This is a genomic window from Butyrivibrio sp. VCD2006 (assembly GCF_000423925.1).
GTDB lineage: Bacteria > Bacillota > Clostridia > Lachnospirales > Lachnospiraceae > Butyrivibrio.
On the sequence record NZ_AUIX01000003.1, the window covers coordinates 191,149 to 211,638 of the forward strand.

Consider the following 20,490-nt stretch of genomic DNA (forward strand, 5'->3'; position numbering starts at 1 on the left):
TTTATCTGCTCTCTTGTTGGTAAATTGATAATATCAATATTGTACGAAAATGTCAATACATTTTGCTTATATTTTTGTATTTATTTGAAAATAATTATTTTCTTTTAAATTTGTCACTATTTTCAGACTAATATACTTAATTTGATATTATTTTTGCTTCAATTTAATTTTAATTTGAAAATCTTACTCTTTTTACTAACATTTTGTGTTTGTCATCTTTTAGATACTATATATTGTAGTTAATTATTGTCACCCTCTATCAATAATTGTAGTTGACAATATAGACAATTTATTCTATTCTCTCATTGTTACACTTATTTTTATCGATATAAGGTGACATTTTTGACATCAAAAAGAAACTGCAAGCGCTATTCTACACAGTTTCAAATTACAGGAAGAAAGAAGGATTACATCATGAACGAACAACAGGCTAACGTAAGCGCAAAAGAAATCGCAAAGAGATCAGACAAGGCACTAAAAGACTTCTGTTTCATCGGAGTATTCACTGCAATCATCTGCGTATTATCACAGATTTCCATTCCTATGCCCGCAGGTGTTCCAATGACTCTGCAAACACTCATTATTCCGATAGCCGGAATAATCCTTGACAAAAAGCGAGGTACTTACGCAACTCTTTTATATCTTTTAATCGGTGCCGTAGGACTTCCGGTCTTTTCAGGATTTTCAGGAGGTATCGGCAAACTCTTTGGTATAACCGGTGGATTTCTTATTTCATTCCCAATCCTTTCCTTTACAGCAGGACTCGGTGATGAACTTGGCATTCGTTTCTCAAAAAAGAATGGTTCCTCCATCAAACCAATTTACTTTACTATCTTGGTGCTTTGTCTCCTGATTGGTGCTACAATCAATTATGTATTTGGAACACTATGGTTTATGATCTTTTCAAAAAGCAGCTTTATCGCAGGCTTTACCGCTTGTGTACTTCCCTTTATTCCTACCGCAGTACTCAAGATTGTATTGGTAGCGCTTCTGGCACCGCAGCTTAAGAAGAGATTATCAAGCGTACTTTGAGGATATAAAATGACCGACACTAAAACACTTGTACTTAATTATCTTGAAGAAAACTCCGGACGCTACTTCTCAGGAGAAACTTTAGCAAAGGAACTTCATATATCAAGGAACAGTGTTTGGAAAGCTATAGAATCCCTGCGTAGAGAAGGCTACCGCATTTCCGCTGCCCCTCGCAGGGGTTATTCTTTGTCCGCAAAAGCCGACAACATCACCGTTTCAGGCATCTCAAAAAATCTGTCACCCTATGTAAGCTCAGAACTTATCACAGTATATGATGAGTTGGAATCCACTAATAAAACCGCAAGAAGTATGGCTACCTTTGATGCTCCCCATGGGACTGTTATAATTGCAAAGCGCCAAACCGGTGGAACAGGCAGAAAGAAAAGACACTTCACCTCTCCGGAGGGCGGCATCTACATGAGTATAATCTTGCGACCGGAAAAGCTTGAAACAGATGGCTTTTCACTTATCACGCCCTTCGCAGGTGTCTGTGTCTGCAGAGCAATTGAAGAAAATACTTCAGTATTTCCCAAAATCAAATGGCTAAATGACCTTTATATTGAGGATAAAAAAGTATGTGGAATTCTGGCAGAGGCCGGTACAGATTTTGATACAGGAGAACTCCAGTATATTGTTCTCGGAATCGGGATCAACTTTAATTCGGAATCAGAAGCTTTTCCTCCGGAGCTTAGAAAAACTGTCGGCAGTCTATTCCTTAAAGGCGAAGAATCTATTTCAAAGAATGAGCTTATTGCCGCCATATTAAATAATATTTTGAAGGGAAGCATTCCCGAAAATATAATTGATGAGTATAAATCCCGCATGAATATGCTTGGAAAGAGCATCCTGGTCATATCATCTGACAAGGAGTATGAAGCCGTTGCCCTTGATATTAATAAAAAAGGGAAGCTCATAGTTGAGCTTCCCGATAAATCAACTCGTGTTTTGTCTTCAGAAGATATCAGCATCAAGCTTACTTAGCCCTTTGCATCATTTCTTTAAGATCTGCAGGAGTAAATGAATATGCCTTTCCGCAGAAATGGCATTTAATTTCTATATCCTTTTCATCTGCAGCCAGATTCTCAAGTTCCTTTTTTCCAAGAAGGACAAGAGCTCTCTCTACTCTATCCTTATCACAGCCGCAATGAAATTTCACAGGCTTGTTATCAGTAATCTCATAATCAAAACCTGCAAGCACCAAATCCAAAAGATCTTCAGGCGTTTTGCCTTCTCTCAGGATATCCGTAACAGTCTTCATTCCCTGAATGTTACCTTCAAGCTTGGAAATAACATCTTCGGATGCTCCCGGCATGAGCTGTACAATGAATCCGCCCGCTTCCATGATTGAGAAATCTTTGTTTACAAGAACACCAAGTCCAACAGATGAAGGTATCTGTTCCGATTCAACAAAATAGCAGGTAAGGTCATCAGCAATCTCGCCTGACAAAAGCTGAATTGTACCCACATAGGGATCCTTAAGTCCAAGATCTCTTATAACAGTAAGTGTTCCGTTTCCTACAGCGCCACCTACATTAAGATGTCCTGCTTCGTTATTGGGAAGTGCTACCGCATTGTTTTTAACATAGCCCTTGACCTCACCCTTATTATTGACAGTTGCGAGAAGTCCACCGATAGGGCCATCGCCATCTACTGTTACAGTAAGAGCGTCCTTTTCATTTTTAAGCATATCGCCCATCATAAGCGCACCGCTCATAAGTCGTCCGAGAGCAGCGCTACAGATAGGACTTAAATCATGTATTTTTCTGGCTTCTTCCACCAGATTTCTTGTCGTGATGGCAAAGGCACGAATCTGCGCATCTGCAGCTGTGGCCCTTACCATGTAATCTTTATAGTCCATACGTCTCCTGTTTCCCCTCATCCGCCCTTCGGGCACCTTCCCCCTGAGGGGGAAGGCAAAATCATCATTCTAAACTTTCCATCTGCGGAAAAAGCAAAATCATCATTCTAAACTTTCCATCTACGGAAAAAGCAAAATCATCATTTTAAACTTTCCATCTGCGGAAAAAGCAAAATCATCATTCTAAACTTTCCATCTACGGAAAAAGCAAGTCATTATGCAAGGCAAGCTGTAATGATAGCCATAGAATAAACCTCTATAGCGTTGCAGCCTCTTGAAAGGTCGTTGATCTGGGCATTAAGGCCGAGAAGAATCGGGCCATATGCCTCGAAATTGCCCATACGCTGTGCAATCTTGTAACCAAGGTTACCTGCATCGATGTTAGGGAAAATGAATGTATTTGCGTGTCCTGCTACAGGTGAGTTCGGAGCCTTATTTCTTGCAACCCTTGGTGCAACTGCTGCATCAAACTGAAGCTCACCGTCGATAGGAATATTGGGATATTTCTCCTGAGCCTTCTTCGTAGCATTCTGCATCTTAGTTACTGAAGGACTCTTAGCTGAACCCTTAGTTGAGAATGAAAGGAATGCAACCTTGGGATCAACTCCGAAAGCCTTAGCACACTCTACTGTCTCACCACAGATCTCAACAAGCTCATCCTCTGTAGGATCAATGTTGATAGCGCAGTCACCCATTGCGATGACTTCATTGTCTCCGATTGCTGAAGGACGAACCAGGATGAAGCATGAAGATACAACACTGTTACCGGGCTTTGTCTTAATAATCTGAAGCGCAGGTCTTACAGTATCAGCCGTTGAATATGTAGCACCACCAAGGAGACAGTCAGCCTTCTTCATCTTAACAAGCATTGTTCCAAAGTAATTTGCATGAGAAAGTGTTTCACGTGCCTGCTCGGGAGTCATACCCTTGCTCTTACGAAGCTCAACAAACTCATCAACCATGCTCTCAAAATCCTCATAGTTCTTAGGATCTATGATCTGAGCTCCTCTGATGTTGTAGCCCTCTTCCTCTGCAACCTTGTTGATTACCTCCGGATTACCGAGAAGTATAGGCTTTAAAAAGCTTCCTGCAAGAAGTCTTGATGAAGCCTCAAGAATTCTGGGATCCTCACCCTCTGTAAAGACAATAGTCTTAGGATTAGCTTTAAGCTTGGAAATCATTTCTCCAAAACCGTACATTTTTTATTCCTCCTGAATATGTGAAAAGTATTAACTGATTGTACATGTGATGTTCATAATGTTTGTCCTAAAATTCAGGCACTATTTCATTATACATAATATGAACTGATAGATTATATACCCTATGTTAAATTTACTCAAGAAAAGATAAAAAAATATCAAAGTTTTATAAATAATGCCCCTCATCCGTCAGCTTCGCTGACACATTCCCACAATATAGGGAAGGCTTTAATCAGCAGCTATACGTCTGAGGGGCTTAATCGCTTAACATAAATAATTACAATTTATTAATCCGGAAGATCAATCTTCTTTCCATCTCTGTGCATTGAGAACTTATCCATAGGATAGTTCTTGAGATTTTCAAGCACTTTTCTGCCATCGGCTTTTGCGAGAAGGCTTGCTCTTGCCTTAGTGATTTCTGTCTCTGTCTTATGCTTTGAAGGACCACCTACGCAACCTCCGGGGCAAACCATACCCTCAATGAAGTCATCAGGGAATTTACCCATCTTAAGGAGTGTGAGTGCCTTCTTACATTCAATACCACCTGCTGCACGGTGAAGCTTAAGATCTCCGATATCTTCGCCTCTCTCCTGCATACACTCAATAACTGCGTTAGCAACGCCGCCACTTGTGGCAAATCTCTTACCCCAGATTGAAGACTCCTGATACTCATCTTCAACAGGCTCAAACTCTACGTCCTTTGATCTCATAAGAGCTCTGAGTTCACCGTAAGTTACAACGAAATCTGCATTATCCGGTACGCTCTCATCCTGCGCCTCTGACTTCTTAGCGATGCAGGGGCCAACGAATACAGTTACGCAACCGGGGCGTGTAGCCTTTAAGTATCTTGAAATAGCACACATAGGTGATATTGTTGAAGACATGTTGTTCTCAAACTGCTCAGGGAAGTGCTTCTTAAGCATATTGATGAATGCAGGACAGCATGATGTTGTCATCTTCTTGCCCTCAGCATATGCCTCAGCCCATTCCTTGGACTCGTAAGCAGCTGTCATATCTCCTCCAAGACCAACTTCAACCATATCGGAGAAGCCAATCTTTACAAGCGCATTCTTTATAGCTGCCATTGTGATGTTCTCACCAAACTGACCCTCAGTTGCAGGAGCGCACATTGCGATTACTTCCTTACCTTCCTTGATGGCGTCGATGATCTGAACAAGATATGTCTTTGATCCGATAGCTCCGAAGGGACAACTATGTATGCAGTGTCCGCACTGTATGCACTTATCCTCGTCAATCTTACAATATCCATACTCATCGTAGGTAATAGCTCCTACAGGGCAAGCCTTGTGGCAGGGACGCTCAAGATGAACGATAGCACCGTAGGGACAAGCCTTTGCACACATACCACATTCCTTACACTTTGCAGGATCGATATGCATTCTGACATCACCGGGATGAATCGCATCGAACTTACATGAGTTAAGGCACGCCTTACCTATACAAAAACGGCAGTTATCAGTTACTGAAAATGCTGAAATAGGACATTCATCACAAGCAGGATCAATAACCTGCACGATATTCTTAGAATCCCTATCGTAGGTTGTGTTCTGTCCACATGCAAGACGAATTCTCTGACGTACAATCTCACGTTCCTTATAAACGCAGCATCTGTACTCAGGCTTAGGGCCGGGAGCAAGCTTGTATGCAAGCTTATCCTTGTGATCCTCGTCAAGCTCACCCTTCCATGCCAGGCGGCAGACTTCTTCCATAATCTTGTGTTTGAAACTTACCAGTCCTTTGTCGTTTGTTACCATAAATATCTCCTACCTAAAAATATTCCCTACATCTGCCCTACGGGTACCTTCCTAATTAATCAAAAGGCATTCAGATGATTGTTACCATTATCATTACTTTCTCACAACCGGATTTCCCTGCAGAATTCAAGCCCTTCTGTATCATGTGCCGTTATAAGAAGAGGATTTCTGCCCTGTTTTTCTCTTATATAATCGATAGCCAATTTTCGATTATCGCTGTCGAGTCCGGTAAAGGGCTCATCCAGTATAAGCATATCGGATGGAATGCAGCAGGCTCGTACTATTGATACCCTTCTCTTCATCCCTCCGGAAAGCTCGGATACAGGTTTATGTATCGAGTCCTCGGGTAGCAGCCTTAGAAGTTCCTCCTCAGCTACCTTCACCGAATTTTTCTTATTTACCATTACCACATTCTGAACTGCGGTAAAGTTCTCGCAAAGCCTGTTCTCCTGGAAGACGACTCCGGCATTAAGCCAGGCATATTTGTAATCTCCCATCAGATGAACTTTTCCACTGTCGGGTTCTTCCAACCCGAGAATTATTCGAAGCAGCGTTGTCTTGCCGCTTCCTGACGGACCTGTGATCACATATGAGTGATCGTCCGCTATTTCCAGATTGAAATTATCAAGAACCTTTCTTGCTCCATAGGACTTGGAGATATTCTCAAGATCAATTGTCATCTCGCACCTCCCCGTCCACTTTTTTATCACTACTGTTTGATGATGCTGCAGGTATAAGCGCCTTTTTAAACAGAACTATAATTAACATGAAAAGCTTTTCAACAATAAATGAAGTAAGCACTATCATGAAAGTCCATGCAAATACTTCCGCAGTATCAAGATTTATCTTGGATTTATATAATCCATTACCCATTGTCAAAAGTGGCTGTCCTATTACTTCTGCAGCTGCTCCGCTCTTAAAGCCCATACCCACAGCAACTGAAAACGCGCCAAGATATGAAGGAATAAGCGCAGGCAAATAGATAAATCTCACTTTATTTGCCGTAGGCATGCGATATACATGCGCCATCTCGAGAAGCTCATCATCCGCTGCAGACATACCATTAGTCGTAGCAAGATACAGAATAGGAAACACGACCAAAGCTACTATGACAGTTGAAAGGTTCTCACTTCCTATCCAAATCAGTATAAGTACCACAAAACTTGCAACAGGTACTGATTTTATAGTGGTCACAACCGGTGAAAGAAACTCACCTAAAAGTCTGAACTTGAGTGACAATGCACCAAGAAGTATTCCAAGAACCGATCCTATCACTATCCCGAGTACTATATGAATTACAGATGAAATAACAGATGCGGTAAAATCAGATGTTTTTGCCATCTGCATAAGTGCAGAAAGTGATTCTACCGGACCCGCAAGCAATATTCTGTTGTGTACAATTATAGCAAGTAATTGCCAAATTAGCAGCCATATGACGGCAATTCCTGCTTTCTTAAAATATTTCATATGCCTTATTTATCCAATGTATAGAAATCGTCAGCAGGAAGCTTTCCGCCAACAGCCTTGGGATCCTGATCAAAGAGAACCTGAAGATAACCTGAAAGCGCTGTCTTTGCCACATCTCCTGTTATGCAGACAATATTGCAGGAAGGAAGTGCCTTAGCTGCAACCTCTTTCTTCTCGATAATCTGATACTCTTCTATAAGAGCAGCTGTACCTTCAACGTCAGATGAAGTCTTTTCTGTGCTGGCATTGTGCTCTTCAATAAATTTTTTCACTTCAGCAGAATGCTCTTTTAAGAAATCATTTCTTACAACTGTCACACCTGTTAACAGCTTGGAGCCATAAGAAACCTGATCCCACTCATCAGTTAAGTCAAATGCTACTGAAACTGCCTCATTCTTAGCTGCTGCTACAGTTGCAAAGGGCTGAGGAAGAATCGCAATCTTTGAAGCATCCTCCTGAAGAAGTGCTGCTATCTCAGTTGCCTCGGATTTAAACTCTATATTGCAGTCTGTAACTCCATTCGCATCAAGAAGGTATCTTAAAACATATTCTGGAGAAGCACCCTGTCCTGTAGTTACAACCGTTTTTCCGGAAAAATCCTTAACACTCTTTACTGATTCATCCCCTGTTACGCAGTAGAGGACTCCCAGAGTGTTGATGTCCAAAAGAGTTACATTTCCTTCAGTTTTGTTATATAAAACCGAAGCCATATTTGCAGGAACAAGAGCTATATCAATGTCTCCTGAAACCATTCCCGCCATAACCTCATCAGGCTGGGTCTTCATAGAAAACTCGTATTTACCCTCAGATTTGCCATTCTCTGAATCCTTCATCAGATTGACAAGTCCCATGGTTGTAGGTCCCTTAAGAGATCCAACTCTGACTGTCTCAGTAGCCTTAGGGCTTCCACATCCAGTCAAAACCATGGACATTACCATAATAGTTCCGTATAAAGTAATTAGTTTTTTCATAATATCCTCTCTAATTCGCCAAAAAATCAAAAGCCGTGTTATTATATCACAAAAAAGGCACTTCTCTCAACGAAAGAAAAGATATAAAATAAGAAAGTCCAATCGGACAAAAATCAAATATTTCAACTCGAAAGGATTTTTACATGAAACCAATCGCAATCATCTTATTTGTGGCAATGTACGTTGGCCTTATCGTTTTCCCAAAAAGACGTGCACTTATTGCTCTCGCTGTTGCAGCAATCTATGTTGTTACCGGTATCTTACCTTTTAACAGCGTATTTTCTGCAATCGACTGGAACGTACTTCTTATGATATTCGGAACACTGCTTCTGGTTGACTACTTCATTGAGTCCAAGATGCCCAACCTTATAGCTGATCATCTGTTAGATCTGGCTCCAAATGTAATGTGGGTTACGATTTACATGTCACTGTTTTCAGGACTTATATCCGCATTCATCGATAACGTTGCAACGCTTCTAATGGTTGCACCTGTAGGTCTGGCAATTTGTAAAAAGCTCAAGATAAACCCGGTACCAATGATAATTTCAATCGCTGTATCCTCTAATCTTCAGGGTGCCGCCACCTTGGTAGGTGATACCACCTCTATCATGCTTGGTGCCTATGCGAAGATGGACTTCAATGATTTCTTCTGGATGAACGGAAGACCTGGCATTTTCTTCGCTGTTGAGCTTGGAGCTCTTTTGACAGTTCCGATTATGATGGTTCTTTTCAGAAAGGACAAAGAGCCTGTATCAGCCACTGAAAAGACTGTGGTAACCGATTATGTTCCTACAATAATGATGGTCGCTCACGTCGTTCTTCTTATGGGCGCTTCATTCATTCAGGACAAGCCTGAAATCACAAACGGTGTTATCTGTCTTGTATGCTCCCTTATCGGAATTGCCTGGGAGTACTTAAAAGATCACGATGTAGAGCGCATTAAGAAGGTTGTTAAAAACCTTGACTATGATACCGTTCTTCTCCTTACCGGTTTGTTCATGGTAATCGGAGGTGTTACTCATGTAGGTCTTGTCGATGATCTGGCAGCTCTTATTGTAAAAGCCGGCGGCAACAACATTTTCGTTCTGTTTACAATTATTGTTTGGGGTTCAGTACTTATCTCTGCATTTATCGACAACATCCCTTATGTTGCTACAATGCTCCCTGTACTGCAGGGTGTTACTGCTTCCCTTGGAATTGCACCCTATCTTCTCTATTTCGGCCTCCTTTGCGGAGCTACTCTTGGCGGTAACATAACTCCCGTAGGAGCAAGCTGCAACATCGCAGGTGTAGGCATGCTTAGAAAGGAAGGCTATGAGGTAAGCTTTAAGGACTTCACAAGAATCGGAATTCCTTTTACTCTCGCAGCAGTTATAGGTGCTTATGTATTCCTCTGGGCATTGTGGAGATAACAAATTCACGTAAATGATTATCATTGAAAAGCTGATGACATCGTCATTGGCTTTTCTTTTTTCTGAGCTGATTTTATATTTTTTTTATAAAATGCTGTTATCTCCATGTGATATGATATTAATCGGTATAAAGTGTTTTGTGTAGTAGTTTTCCATTACTTAATTCATGAAGGGGGAAAATTCTATGAAGAGAATTCTTAAACAATTATCTGCGATTGTTCTTATTTTTGCGCTCGCATTTTCATTTGCTCCGATTAAAACTCAGGCTGCCGGAGTCAAGCTCACAAAATCAAGATCCGGCAAGATAAGTTCCGTTATGTATAAAGGTGCAAGGCCTAAAAAAGCAAGCTTCAAATTGTCTTCCACTCTCTTAAGGAGCTCTGTCAAAGCAAGCAATCAACAATTATATGATGAATACGAAGTAAGCATCTCTCTTACTTTGTCAAAGCTCTCTAAGAAGGACATAATGAAGATTGTTCAGGAAGCCAAGAAAAGAAATGGTGGCCAGATAGATGATTACACTCCAATTTATGTAGATAAGAACGGCAATAGCATTACCGATCTCATCGTTGAAAACGGTTCTTATGTCAGTCGAAGTTCTACAGCAAAGACACTTGTAGCCAGAAAAGGAAGACACGTATATCGAATTTATAACTGGAAGAAAAAGATTGCTTACTCCTATAAAGTTCTTGTACCTCTTGGGCATGATACAGTTTACCTGGGCTATGCAGGCTTACGAAATGGCCAGCTTAAAAAGGCTACAATGAACAAGCTTAACAATAAAACAATCAGTTACTATGCAGCCGGTTTTGGAAAAAATAAAAAAGGCTATGCAATGGCCGGTAGCATTCAATAACAAAGAAAGCTTTTAGCTATCAAAATATAATATCATGAAATAAAAAATGGACTGTCCATAAGATGCATATCATCTTTGGCAGTCCATTTTATTAGCTAAATAATTAATTAAAAATATTTAATCATCAGATGAGTTCAAAGTGTTTCATCGCCTTCCAAATCCCGTCGTCATCAAGAGAAGCCGTTATATAATCAGCATATTCAGAGAGATCATGGTAGGTTCCGCCCATACCGACTCCGACTCCTGCAGCAAGTAGCATTTCTTTATCATTGATACTGTCTCCAAAAGCAAAGGTATTTCTTATGTCTTCACCTAAAAGCTCACATACTTTCTCAATACCTAAGCCCTTGTTAAAGCCTCTTGGAACCATCTCAACTACTGTGTCAGAGTGAATCATATAGTCGTATAGATCCGATAATATATCGAAGCATTCGTCACGCTTTTCAACCGGTATCTCCGTAGCGCAGGATAGCTTTTGGATTTCCCATTTGCCCCAGCACTCATCAATGCCTCGAAGCTTATCTCCCATCTCCTTTATTACCTTATCTCCATACATATCTCCCTGGAAATCAGGTAATTCAAGGTATAGATGACTTGGTCCCTCCAAAATTGGTTTGAACCCATATTCGCGAACTGTAGATACAGTTCTCTCTGCATCTTCTTTAGGGATAAGACGATTATAGATCACATCGCCTTCATACTCTATCATTGTACCGCAGGCTGAAACTATGCCATCAAAGCCAATATCCAATAGTTTTTTATTGGTGACAAAGGCTCTCGCCCTGCCGGTATTTATGAAGCATTTATGCCCATTCTTCCTGGCAGTGCGTATCGCCTCGGTCGTCTTTTCATTTATTTCGTTTTTATAATTCCATAGTGTTCCGTCAATATCAAAAAATAAAACCATTAAAATACTACCTTTTTGAAGGACTTCTTACCTCTCTTAACCATAACTCCGTCACCTGCGAAGGTATCCTTTGAATAAGTGGTCTTAAGGTCAGTTACCTTATCATCTCCAAAGGTTACACCACCCTGCTGAACAGCTCTTCTTGCCTCGTTTCTTGTAGGACAAAGACCTGATGAAACAAGCACCTGAAGGATATCAATAACTCCGTCTCTAAAGTCCTCTTCTTTAAGCGAAACAGCAGGAACATTAGCAAGGTCACCGCCACCTGCAAAAAGCGCTCTGGCTCCATCCTGAGCCTTCTGTGCTTCCTCTTTACCATGTACAAGCTCTGTAAGCTCAAATGCAAGGATTTCCTTCTTCTCATTGATTCTGGAATCCTCCCACTTCTCCATCTCCTCGATCTGCTCGATAGGAAGGAATGTGAGCATCTTAAGACACTTATCTACATCATCGTCGCCTACATTTCTCCAGTACTGGTAGAAGTCATAGGGTGATGTCTTTTCAGGATCAAGCCAAACGGCATTGCCTGCTGTCTTACCCATCTTCTTGCCCTGAGAATCTGTAAGAAGAGTGATTGTCATAGCGTGTGCATCTTTTCCAAGCTTTCTTCTAATAAGCTCAGTACCACCAAGCATGTTGCTCCACTGATCGTCACCGCCAAACTCAAGATTACAGTTGTATTTCTGGAACATGTAGTAGAAATCATAGGACTGCATGATCATGTAGTTAAACTCAAGGAAGGAAAGTCCCTTCTCCATACGCTGCTTATAGCACTCAGCACGGAGCATGTTATTAACTGAAAAGCATGCGCCAACCTCTCTAAGAAGCTCGATATAATTGAGGTTCATGAGCCAGTCTGCATTGTTAACCATAATAGCCTTGTCCTCGCCAAAATCGATGAATTTCTCCATCTGGCGCTTAAAGCACTCTGCATTGTGGTCAATATCCTCTCTGGTAAGCATCTTTCTCATATCGGTTCTTCCTGAAGGATCACCGATCATTGTTGTGCCTCCACCAATAAGTGCGATAGGCTTGTTACCTGCCTGCTGCAGTCTCTTCATAAGTGTCAGCGCCATGAAATGGCCTGCTGTAAGAGAGTCTGCTGTACAGTCAAAACCAATATAAAATGTTGCCTTGCCGGCGTTCACTAATTCTCTTACCTGCTCCTCATCAGTTACCTGAGCGATAAGACCTCTTCTTTTAAGTTCCTCGTAAATCTGCATTTTGTCCTCCTAAATAAAATAGTTCTGTGCCCGGGGACAGGATTAATATAGTAAACCCCATCCCCCGCAATCTAAAATTGATTACGAAGGACGGGGTTAAATCCGTGTTACCACCTTCATTCGTATGCTGCTCACACAACACACCTCAGTAAGTACTTGGAAAACATTCCGTATACTCTTCCACACTGTCGCAGGGATCGCGTCACGGCTTACTAGATATTACTCATTCTTCCGTGCAGCTCCCGGAGGTATTCGTTTAATGCTTAATTCCGTGCCTCTCACCAACCGGCAACTCTCTGTGGTTAACTCATCAAACTACTTATTCCGTTCTCAGCCTTTAATGAATTATTATCAATATTTTTTTCTTCTTGTCAAGCAAATTAAATTCTTGTCCAGATTGAAAGCTTCTTGAGCTTCTTCTTGAAGAAGGCAGAGCTTGTAATAGGAGCATTACCATTTGCAAAGTTTGTAACAGAAGAGCTGTTTGCTGTAACCTCTTTGCCAACTCCTGCATAACCTACAAGATACTTACCATCGTTCATTGAATCATAAACAAGTGTAGTCGTCTGATCAAATGCTGTTGTAGTTGTATACCATGCGTTATAACGATTTTGCTTCTGATGGAATGTCTTTCTCTTTACATTAGACTCATCAGCACCTGTTCCCTGGTAAAGATCAGAAGGAATGCAGCCTGTATAAGAATCAAGGAAGAGACATGTACCGATAATTCTCTTATTTCTGTATTTGCTTGATCTGATGATCTTTACAACGTTATTCTTGATCTTCTTCTCTGTTGACTTAGGCATTGATACATGCATGTTAACAGTAGCCTTAGTATACATTCCCTTATAACGGCCAAAAGGCATTGCATCTTCCTTGGTTACAGATGAAAATCTAACCTTCATGTTCTGGTAACCGATACCGGGGAAATATGACTTAGCTGTGTATGTTGAGCCAGGCTTAGCTCCGGTATTAAGCTTTCCTACAGAATAACCTGCAGCGCTTGCTGTCTGAGGCATGGAAGCAAATGTAATAGCAAATGCAAGACCCATACCGACAATTGTTCTTAGAACTTTCTTCATTTCCATACTAATTTCCTCTCCTAACGCAAATCAATTGAGGCAATAAGTCCCTCTCTTATTTCTTGATTCACTTAATTTTAACGGTTTTTATGATAACATAAAATTACAAAAAATGTAACAATTTTTGTAATTTAAATTCATCCAAAAATATCCTTATTTTGCATTTATATAAATAAGGGCTGTAAAAATGAGAGATCATTTTTTACAGCCCCAAATATTTGTATATGTATTATTTCAACCATTCCCATTAGAAATAAAAGTATCTTATAATACAAAACATAACAAAAGTGATAAATTTTTAATTCCAAGAATCTGCATACATAAAGCTTGAATATTTGCCATTATTATATGAAATATAATTCATTCCTGAATTGTATCTGATTCCATTAGCATCCTTGAATGCCTGTACAAAAACATAATATTTCTTCTTAGGATTGATTTTCTTTTTCTTGAATTTCTTTATTGTGATGCTCTTAGCACCAGCCTTAAGAGTTTTAACCTTTTTGAATTTGCCGCCCTTCTTAGTAGCCACAAATACATGATAGCCTGAAATATCATCAACCTTTTCCCATGATATCTTAAGCTTGCCTTTTGAGCAGTGAACATCCAGTCCAAGACTTACATTACCATATTTCGGTGCTGCACCCGGCTGTGTAAGAAAATACGCTTCAGGAGACCATTCACCGTATATTCTCTGCTCAGGCCTATCATTGATATCAGTATATGCTCTTACCTGGCACTTATATACCTTATTGTTCTTAACGCCATCATGGTAATATCTGGAACTTGGTCTTGTAGTACTTTCGATGATATTTCCTTTTGCATCCATGAACACAGTTTCATATCCATCTGCACATGGCTGGTTATTCCATTCATAAACACAACTGTGTGCTGCTCTATACCATTCAGTCTGATGAACGTTAGTCACCTGTGAAGGAGCGCATTTAAACTTTTTGTTATAAGTAATAGGCCCTAATCGTGAAGTTGTAGTAAGAGCAATATAAGCTATTCCATTTTGAGGCACACTTAATGTATATGATGTGCCGGAAACAGGAGTTGACATTGATTCTGCCATAGCCTTAGCAGCGTTTCTTCCTTCAATATCATCAATATAGCTGTAACCCAAATATACTGTTTCATTTCCATTTTTTGTCCAAGAAATTGTTATCGAATTTGTTGTCTGTCCTATCTGTGTAACACTCCCAACAGAAGCTTTAGCAGATGTTTTGCCTGTTGAAAAGACAAGTAAAAAAGCAGCAATGACAAACATTGCCTTTGATAGTTTCATAAACTTTTCTTTCATTCCCTTTTCCTCTCTATAATAAAAAATTTCGAACATAATACTTATATCACAAAGCTATACTTTTTTTCAATAATAATTCACGCTCAGCATCGGCATTCCTCGCAGTGATTATCATATTTCATTATCAGACTAAACCTTCTACTCCTAAAATTTGAATATCGAAAAAGAGCTGGAAAAAAGATTTCTCATTTTTCACAGCCCTATGGTGTTTAATTTTTGATGTTTATTTTACCTTGAATTTGAATGTAACATACTTGCTGATTGCTGTTGATGAATTAATATAAATATATGCTGTCTCACCAGCTTCAAGATATAAAGAAGCAGACCTTTTGGTCGTAAATTCCTTATCCTTAGTCTTCCTACTTGCAAAGTACAAGCCCTTTGTAATACCTTTAGTAACGTTGGTGTCAACATCAAGAGTATCTAAATTATCAGGTGACGTCACCATTGGTTTCATAACCTGCATAAATCCGCATGCATATCTTCCATTAGCTGCTCGCAAATTTGAAAGCGTAAATGTATATGTTTTAGAAACAGGAGCCGTAAATCTAAGATATGCTCTTGCATCATAGCCTTTCTTTTTAATCTTAAAATTATAAGTCTTCTTTGCAATGTTATTTGCTACCGAATCAGCAAAAGCAGTTTCTGAGCTGTAAGATTTAAAACTCTTAAGCTTCCTGGTTTTAGCTTCTACTGTCATAGGGTTCGCAATTGTTAATGTAAGCGCGAACATCATAACCATCGCTAATAATCTAATAACTCCCCCAAATTTCTTTACTTCTTTCTTCATACCTTAATTCCCTCCAAAACTATATTTTAAACACCAAGAAAACTATATCAGAAAGGTTTAATCTTTACCATCCCTGAAGATCATTCTCGTCTTTTTTATCTCTGTTCATAAGATCTAGAACAGCTTCTCTCGCAGGCTTGTTATTAAACAGTACTTCATTAACCTGCTCTACAATAGGCATTTCAACATCAAACTTCTTAGCGAGAGCCAGAGCCGCTGCAGCACTGTTTACACCCTCTACGACCATTTTTATTTCTTTTCTGGCTTCATCAGCAGTCTTCCCCTGTCCTATGAGAATTCCGGCTCTTCTGTTCCTGGAATGCATTGAAGCACAGGTAACTACAAGATCACCAATTCCGGACAGGCCTGAGAAGGTTTCATAATCTCCACCCATTGCTGCTCCCAGCCTTGACATCTCTGCAATTCCTCTTGTGATCAGCGCCGCCTTTGCATTATCACCATATCCAAGTCCGTCGGCAACACCGGCAGCAAGAGCTATAACATTTTTAAGGGCTGCACCTATCTCTATGCCCAGCATATCAGGGCTTGTATATACACGGAAAGTATCAGCCATAAATGCGTTCTGCACAGCTCTGGCAGTATCCTTTGAAAATGCACTTACCACAATCGTGGTAGGAAGGTCTTTTCCGACTTCCTCCGCATGAGACGGTCCGGAAAGCACTGCCACATCTCTTCCCGGAAGTTCATCAAGAATCACATCCGACATAAGCATAAGCGTGTCAGCTTCTATTCCTTTAGAACAGTTTACAATTATCTGGTGACCCTCATCCTCGCTTCTGAGATAGGGCTGCATTTTCCTACAAACCTCGCGCACAGCAACCGAAGGAACTGTTATCACAATCATGTCCTTATCCTTGAGTGCGCTCTCAAGATTATCTGTAATTTTGATGCTTCCGTCCAAAATCACTCCCGGAAGCTTATCCTTATCCTCTCTGTTAAGCTTTAATTTTTCAGCAGATTCCCTGCTTCTGGCCCATATTGTTACATTTTCTCCGTTTTTCCAAAGTCTCCAGGCAAGAGCTATGCCCCAGCTTCCGGAGCCTATGACGGCGATATTGTTATCCAAGTTAGTCTCCTTTTCCCCTCATCCGGCACTTGGTGCCACCTTCCTCTAAATAGGAAGGCAGAGGTATTATTTTTTAGTCTACTTTATTCTTTTTCCAAATATAGGTCTTTCTCTCTTCGCGTCTTAAAAGTCTTCCTATGTTGGTTCTGTGCTGATAGAACGCAAGCGCTGTCATGGCGAAGGCTATAATATACATCTCTATAAGATGAGGCTGTGACATTCCGAGGAGCCCCATCTGTCCCTCAACAACAAGCTGAATGAAAAATACAGCATAAAGGCAAAGTGAACCAAGTGATACAAAGTGTGTGATATTAAAGGGTATAAGAAATGCCAAAAGTCCGCCTATTATAAAAGTCCACTTAAATGCAACTATATATCCGGCAGTACATGCAATACCTTTTCCGCCCTTAAACTTCATGTAAAAAGGAAAATCGTGTCCCAAAACGCAGCCTGCGGCTGTATAGATTTTCAACAGATATTTTATATCAGGATATCTGTTTCCGAAAACAAGAGTTGTCAGAAGTACTGCAGCAATACACTTAAGCATATCGCCAAATAGAACTGTAAACCCTGCTTTTGCCCCCAAAACGCGAAGTGTATTTGTTGTCCCCGCATTGCCGCTTCCAACGTTTCTGATATCAACCCCTTTCATTCTGCAGTAAATAACCGCAGTCTGAATAAGACCGAAAGCATAACCTGTCAGCAAACACAAAACTCTTACAACCATGTAAAATCCCCTCCTGGTCTAAATGCTCATACCGGCATTTTATTTATTTTTTTCATTTTTCCGCTCGCGTATTATGAACTTAAGCGGAGTCCCCTTAAAACCAAATGCTTCTCGTATCTGGTTTTCTATATATCTCGTATATGAGAAATGCATCAGCTTCTTATCATTTACAAATATAACAAAGGTTGGCGGTTTAACAGATGCCTGGGTGATGTAGAAAAGTTTTAATATCTTACCCTTATCTGACGGTGGCTGCTGCATAACAACTGCCTGCATCATTATCTCATTAAGAACACCTGTAGCCACACGCATCGCATGATTCTCGCTTACAGCATCTATCATATCATAGAGCTTTACAAGGCGCTGTCCTGTCTCTGCAGAAATGAAGATAATCTCTGCGTAAGGCATGAATGAAAGCACGCTCCTTATGTCTTTTGTAAACTCATTGACTGTCTTATTATCCTTTTCAATAAGATCCCACTTATTGACCGCAATTATTATTCCCTTGCCTCTGTCATGCGCAATTCCCGCAATCTTGGCATCCTGCTCGGTAACACCCTCGTCTGCATTTATTACTATAACAGCTACATCAGCACGTTCCACCGCAGTAACTGTTCTGAGGATCATGAATTCCTCGAGCTTTTCCTTTACCTTATTCTTTCTTCTAAGGCCGGCGGTATCAATAAATGTATATTTCTTACCATTGTATTTGACCTCAGTATCAATGGCATCTCTTGTTGTTCCTGCCACATCAGATACTATAAGTCTGTTCTCTCCGCAGAGTCTGTTGATGATAGAGCTCTTTCCAACGTTAGGCTTTCCGATTACGGCAACCCTGATTGAATCATCTTCCTCTTCCTCACCATCAGAAGCAGTGAAGTTTTTGGTAACCTCTTCAAGAAGATCACCTATGCCCTGCTTATTGGATGCACTGATAGGGAAAGGCTCTCCGATTCCGAGATTATAGAACTCATATACATCCATGGAATCTCTTTTGAAGCTATCCACCTTATTTACACAAAGCACTACCGGCTTGCGTGACTTCCTTAGCATATCCGCAACCTGGGAATCCGCATCCGTAAGTCCCTGCTTCACATCGCACATAAAAATGATGACATCAGCTGTCTCAATGGCAATCTCCGCCTGGGTGCGCATCTGTGAAAGAATAGTGTCTTTTGTATCAGGCTCAATTCCTCCGGTATCAACAAGTGTAAAGCTGTAATTCAGCCACTCTACATCCTGATAAATACGGTCTCTTGTTACTCCGGGAGTGTCCTCAACAATGGAAATATTCTTCCCGGCAACTGCATTGAACAGGGTACTCTTTCCCACATTCGGTCTTCCTACAACCGCAACTATGTTTTTTCTTTTCATAAACTACCGTCCTGTTTTGTAATTAGTCCCCTTATGAAATCCATACCTCCGCTTTTTATAACGCGGACCTTAACCCCCAATTCTCTCTCAATATCCGACACTCTTACATCATCTAAAAGATAATCTTCCCCTGCACGAAGTACATTCTGCGGAAGAATCAGAGCATCCCCCAATTTTTGACCCTTTAGCTGGGCTATTATATCCTGGCCGGTAAGAAGTCCGGTCACAGTTATTCTCTCACCAAAAAAGTTATTGGTGATTTCATGAACATGAACTGTCAGCTCAGGAGCAGCTTCTGTCAGTTTCTTTGCCATCTCACAGATAAACGGATAAATAAGCTTGCCGCTTGCTGTAGAAACTTCACCCTTAAAGTCCTTAAGCGGAATTCCATCTATTCCATTCTCGATGGCGCCCTTAAGTGCTTCGTCAAACTCATCCAAAAGGAGCCGCACCATACCTACTCCGTTTTCAAGCTGACCATAATCGTCATATATCTCAGGCCCCGGTATCGGAAGCTGCGCTATCATGTACCATTCATCGGATGCATGTACAAAATGATCACCGTATTCCTCAAAGGATTTGTTCTGCCAGTACTCAATCTCCTTTAAGACTTCTCTGGCATCATCCTTCTCAAAGGGTTCAAGAGGATAGAGTCCCTCCCTATATTTTGACAGTCCGACGGGAACCACCGATACACTCTTAAGATTCGGTCTGTAATTATACAGATCAGTTAAGGATCTGTGAAGCTCTGCTCCATCATTTACTCCCTTGCACAGAACTATCTGGCCGTTTAGCTCTATTCCGGTTCCGGGCTGGCATAATCTGTCAACCTTTTTTAGAGCCTCACCTGCGAATCGGTTGTTTAACATCTTACACCGAAGCTCAGGATTAGTTGTCTGAAATGATACGTTTATGGGAGATAGATGATACTTCAAAATCCTGTCAATATCATTGTCACTCATATTGGTGAGCGTGACATAATTCCCCTGTAAAAACGAGAGTCTTGCATCATCATCCTTAAAATACAATGTCTCTCTCATGCCCGGAGGCATCTGGTCTATAAAGCAGAAGATACATTTATTACAGCAGGATCTATAATTGTCCATAAGTCCGTTATCGAACTCAATCCCAAGATCCTCATCATAGTACTTTTCAATTTCAAGCTCCCATTCCTCACCATCAGGTTTCCTGATGAGAAGTGTAAGCTCTTCATCCTGTACCATGTACTGATAATCAAATATATCCTCTATTGGCTTGTCGTTTATTGCAAGCAAACAATCCCCGGCAGCAATCTCCAGTTCCTCTGCTATGCTTCCGGGTTCAACCTTTTTTATCAAATGTCCTTTGTTATCCATAGAACTGATTATACATTAAATTTCTTGACGTGTCAGTATAAGATACAATAAGATAGTAGCGTAAAAAATCAA

19 protein-coding genes and 1 other annotated feature are annotated in these 20,490 nt (G+C 40.6%); of the genes, 4 read left to right on the top strand and 15 right to left on the bottom strand.

What is annotated here, in order from left to right:
• Nucleotides 1-414 precede the first annotated feature (414 nt).
• The gene (locus G586_RS0103615; protein ID WP_051204497.1) at nt 415-1,032 is read left to right on the top strand and encodes a biotin transporter BioY; all 618 of its coding nucleotides are present in this window, start codon (nt 415-417) and stop codon (nt 1,030-1,032) included.
• A 9-nt stretch (nt 1,033-1,041) separates the two neighbouring features.
• The gene (locus G586_RS0103620; protein ID WP_026526618.1) at nt 1,042-2,013 is read left to right on the top strand and encodes a biotin--[acetyl-CoA-carboxylase] ligase; all 972 of its coding nucleotides are present in this window, start codon (nt 1,042-1,044) and stop codon (nt 2,011-2,013) included.
• Here G586_RS0103620 and hslO read toward each other — a convergent pair.
• From hslO to G586_RS0103650, 6 genes are all read right to left on the bottom strand, one after another.
• Nucleotides 2,006-2,890, bottom strand: coding sequence for an Hsp33 family molecular chaperone HslO (gene hslO / locus G586_RS0103625; RefSeq protein ID WP_026526619.1), 885 nt, complete (start codon nt 2,888-2,890; stop codon nt 2,006-2,008). The two genes, G586_RS0103620 and hslO, sit on opposite strands and share 8 nt — an antisense overlap.
• 215 nt (nt 2,891-3,105) lie before the next feature.
• Nucleotides 3,106-4,089: a phosphate acetyltransferase gene (gene pta, locus G586_RS0103630; protein ID WP_026526620.1), complete on the bottom strand. Its 984-nt coding sequence runs from the start codon at nt 4,087-4,089 to the stop codon at nt 3,106-3,108.
• Nucleotides 4,090-4,376: 287 nt separating this feature from the next.
• Nucleotides 4,377-5,864: a 4Fe-4S dicluster domain-containing protein gene (locus tag G586_RS0103635; protein ID WP_026526621.1), complete on the bottom strand. Its 1,488-nt coding sequence runs from the start codon at nt 5,862-5,864 to the stop codon at nt 4,377-4,379.
• A gap of 101 nt (nt 5,865-5,965) precedes the next feature.
• Nucleotides 5,966-6,544: an ABC transporter ATP-binding protein gene (locus G586_RS0103640; protein ID WP_026526622.1), complete on the bottom strand. Its 579-nt coding sequence runs from the start codon at nt 6,542-6,544 to the stop codon at nt 5,966-5,968.
• Entirely contained in the window at nt 6,534-7,331 is a 798-nt protein-coding gene (locus G586_RS21650) for an ABC transporter permease (RefSeq protein ID WP_051204488.1), read from the bottom strand. The genes G586_RS0103640 and G586_RS21650 overlap by 11 nt, the downstream gene beginning before the upstream one ends.
• Before the next feature lie 5 nt (nt 7,332-7,336).
• The gene (locus G586_RS0103650; RefSeq protein ID WP_026526623.1) at nt 7,337-8,302 is read right to left on the bottom strand and encodes an ABC transporter substrate-binding protein; all 966 of its coding nucleotides are present in this window, start codon (nt 8,300-8,302) and stop codon (nt 7,337-7,339) included.
• Nucleotides 8,303-8,445: 143 nt separating this feature from the next.
• Here G586_RS0103650 and G586_RS0103655 point away from each other — a divergent pair, with 143 nt between their 5' ends.
• Both G586_RS0103655 and G586_RS0103660 read left to right on the top strand, forming a co-directional pair.
• Nucleotides 8,446-9,714: an SLC13 family permease gene (locus G586_RS0103655; protein ID WP_026526624.1), complete on the top strand. Its 1,269-nt coding sequence runs from the start codon at nt 8,446-8,448 to the stop codon at nt 9,712-9,714.
• A 184-nt stretch (nt 9,715-9,898) separates the two neighbouring features.
• A complete protein-coding gene (locus G586_RS0103660) occupies nt 9,899-10,570 on the top strand; it encodes a hypothetical protein (protein ID WP_026526625.1) in 672 nt (223 codons plus the stop codon).
• 124 nt (nt 10,571-10,694) lie between these two features.
• Here the strand turns inward: G586_RS0103660 and G586_RS0103665 are convergent, their stop codons facing one another.
• From G586_RS0103665 to G586_RS0103705, 9 genes are all read right to left on the bottom strand, one after another.
• On the bottom strand, nt 10,695-11,477 hold the full coding sequence (locus G586_RS0103665) for an HAD-IIB family hydrolase (protein WP_035772371.1): 783 nt from the start codon (nt 11,475-11,477) through the stop codon (nt 10,695-10,697).
• Nucleotides 11,477-12,700: a tyrosine--tRNA ligase gene (gene tyrS / locus G586_RS0103670; RefSeq protein WP_026526627.1), complete on the bottom strand. Its 1,224-nt coding sequence runs from the start codon at nt 12,698-12,700 to the stop codon at nt 11,477-11,479. Before tyrS ends, G586_RS0103665 begins: the two co-directional genes overlap by 1 nt.
• 83 nt (nt 12,701-12,783) lie before the next feature.
• Nucleotides 12,784-13,041: a binding site (T-box leader), on the bottom strand.
• Nucleotides 13,042-13,080: 39 nt separating this feature from the next.
• Nucleotides 13,081-13,788, bottom strand: a complete 708-nt coding sequence (locus tag G586_RS0103675; protein WP_026526628.1) for a hypothetical protein — start codon at nt 13,786-13,788, stop codon at nt 13,081-13,083.
• A 292-nt stretch (nt 13,789-14,080) separates the two neighbouring features.
• Nucleotides 14,081-15,085 carry a hypothetical protein gene (locus G586_RS0103680; RefSeq protein WP_026526629.1) on the bottom strand — a complete coding sequence of 335 codons (1,005 nt, stop codon included), beginning with the start codon at nt 15,083-15,085 and terminating at the stop codon, nt 14,081-14,083.
• Nucleotides 15,086-15,308: 223 nt separating this feature from the next.
• The gene (locus tag G586_RS0103685) at nt 15,309-15,875 is read right to left on the bottom strand and encodes a hypothetical protein (RefSeq protein WP_026526630.1); all 567 of its coding nucleotides are present in this window, start codon (nt 15,873-15,875) and stop codon (nt 15,309-15,311) included.
• Nucleotides 15,876-15,939: 64 nt separating this feature from the next.
• Nucleotides 15,940-16,962, bottom strand: a complete 1,023-nt coding sequence (locus G586_RS0103690; RefSeq protein ID WP_026526631.1) for an NAD(P)H-dependent glycerol-3-phosphate dehydrogenase — start codon at nt 16,960-16,962, stop codon at nt 15,940-15,942.
• A 73-nt stretch (nt 16,963-17,035) separates the two neighbouring features.
• Nucleotides 17,036-17,689, bottom strand: a complete 654-nt coding sequence (plsY, locus tag G586_RS0103695; RefSeq protein WP_026526632.1) for a glycerol-3-phosphate 1-O-acyltransferase PlsY — start codon at nt 17,687-17,689, stop codon at nt 17,036-17,038.
• Nucleotides 17,690-17,728: 39 nt separating this feature from the next.
• Complete coding sequence (gene der, locus G586_RS0103700) at nt 17,729-19,063, bottom strand: ribosome biogenesis GTPase Der (protein ID WP_026526633.1); 1,335 nt, start codon at nt 19,061-19,063, stop codon at nt 17,729-17,731.
• Complete coding sequence (locus G586_RS0103705) at nt 19,060-20,418, bottom strand: DUF512 domain-containing protein (protein WP_026526634.1); 1,359 nt, start codon at nt 20,416-20,418, stop codon at nt 19,060-19,062. The genes der and G586_RS0103705 overlap by 4 nt, the downstream gene beginning before the upstream one ends.
• Between the last annotated feature and the right edge of the window lie 72 nt (nt 20,419-20,490).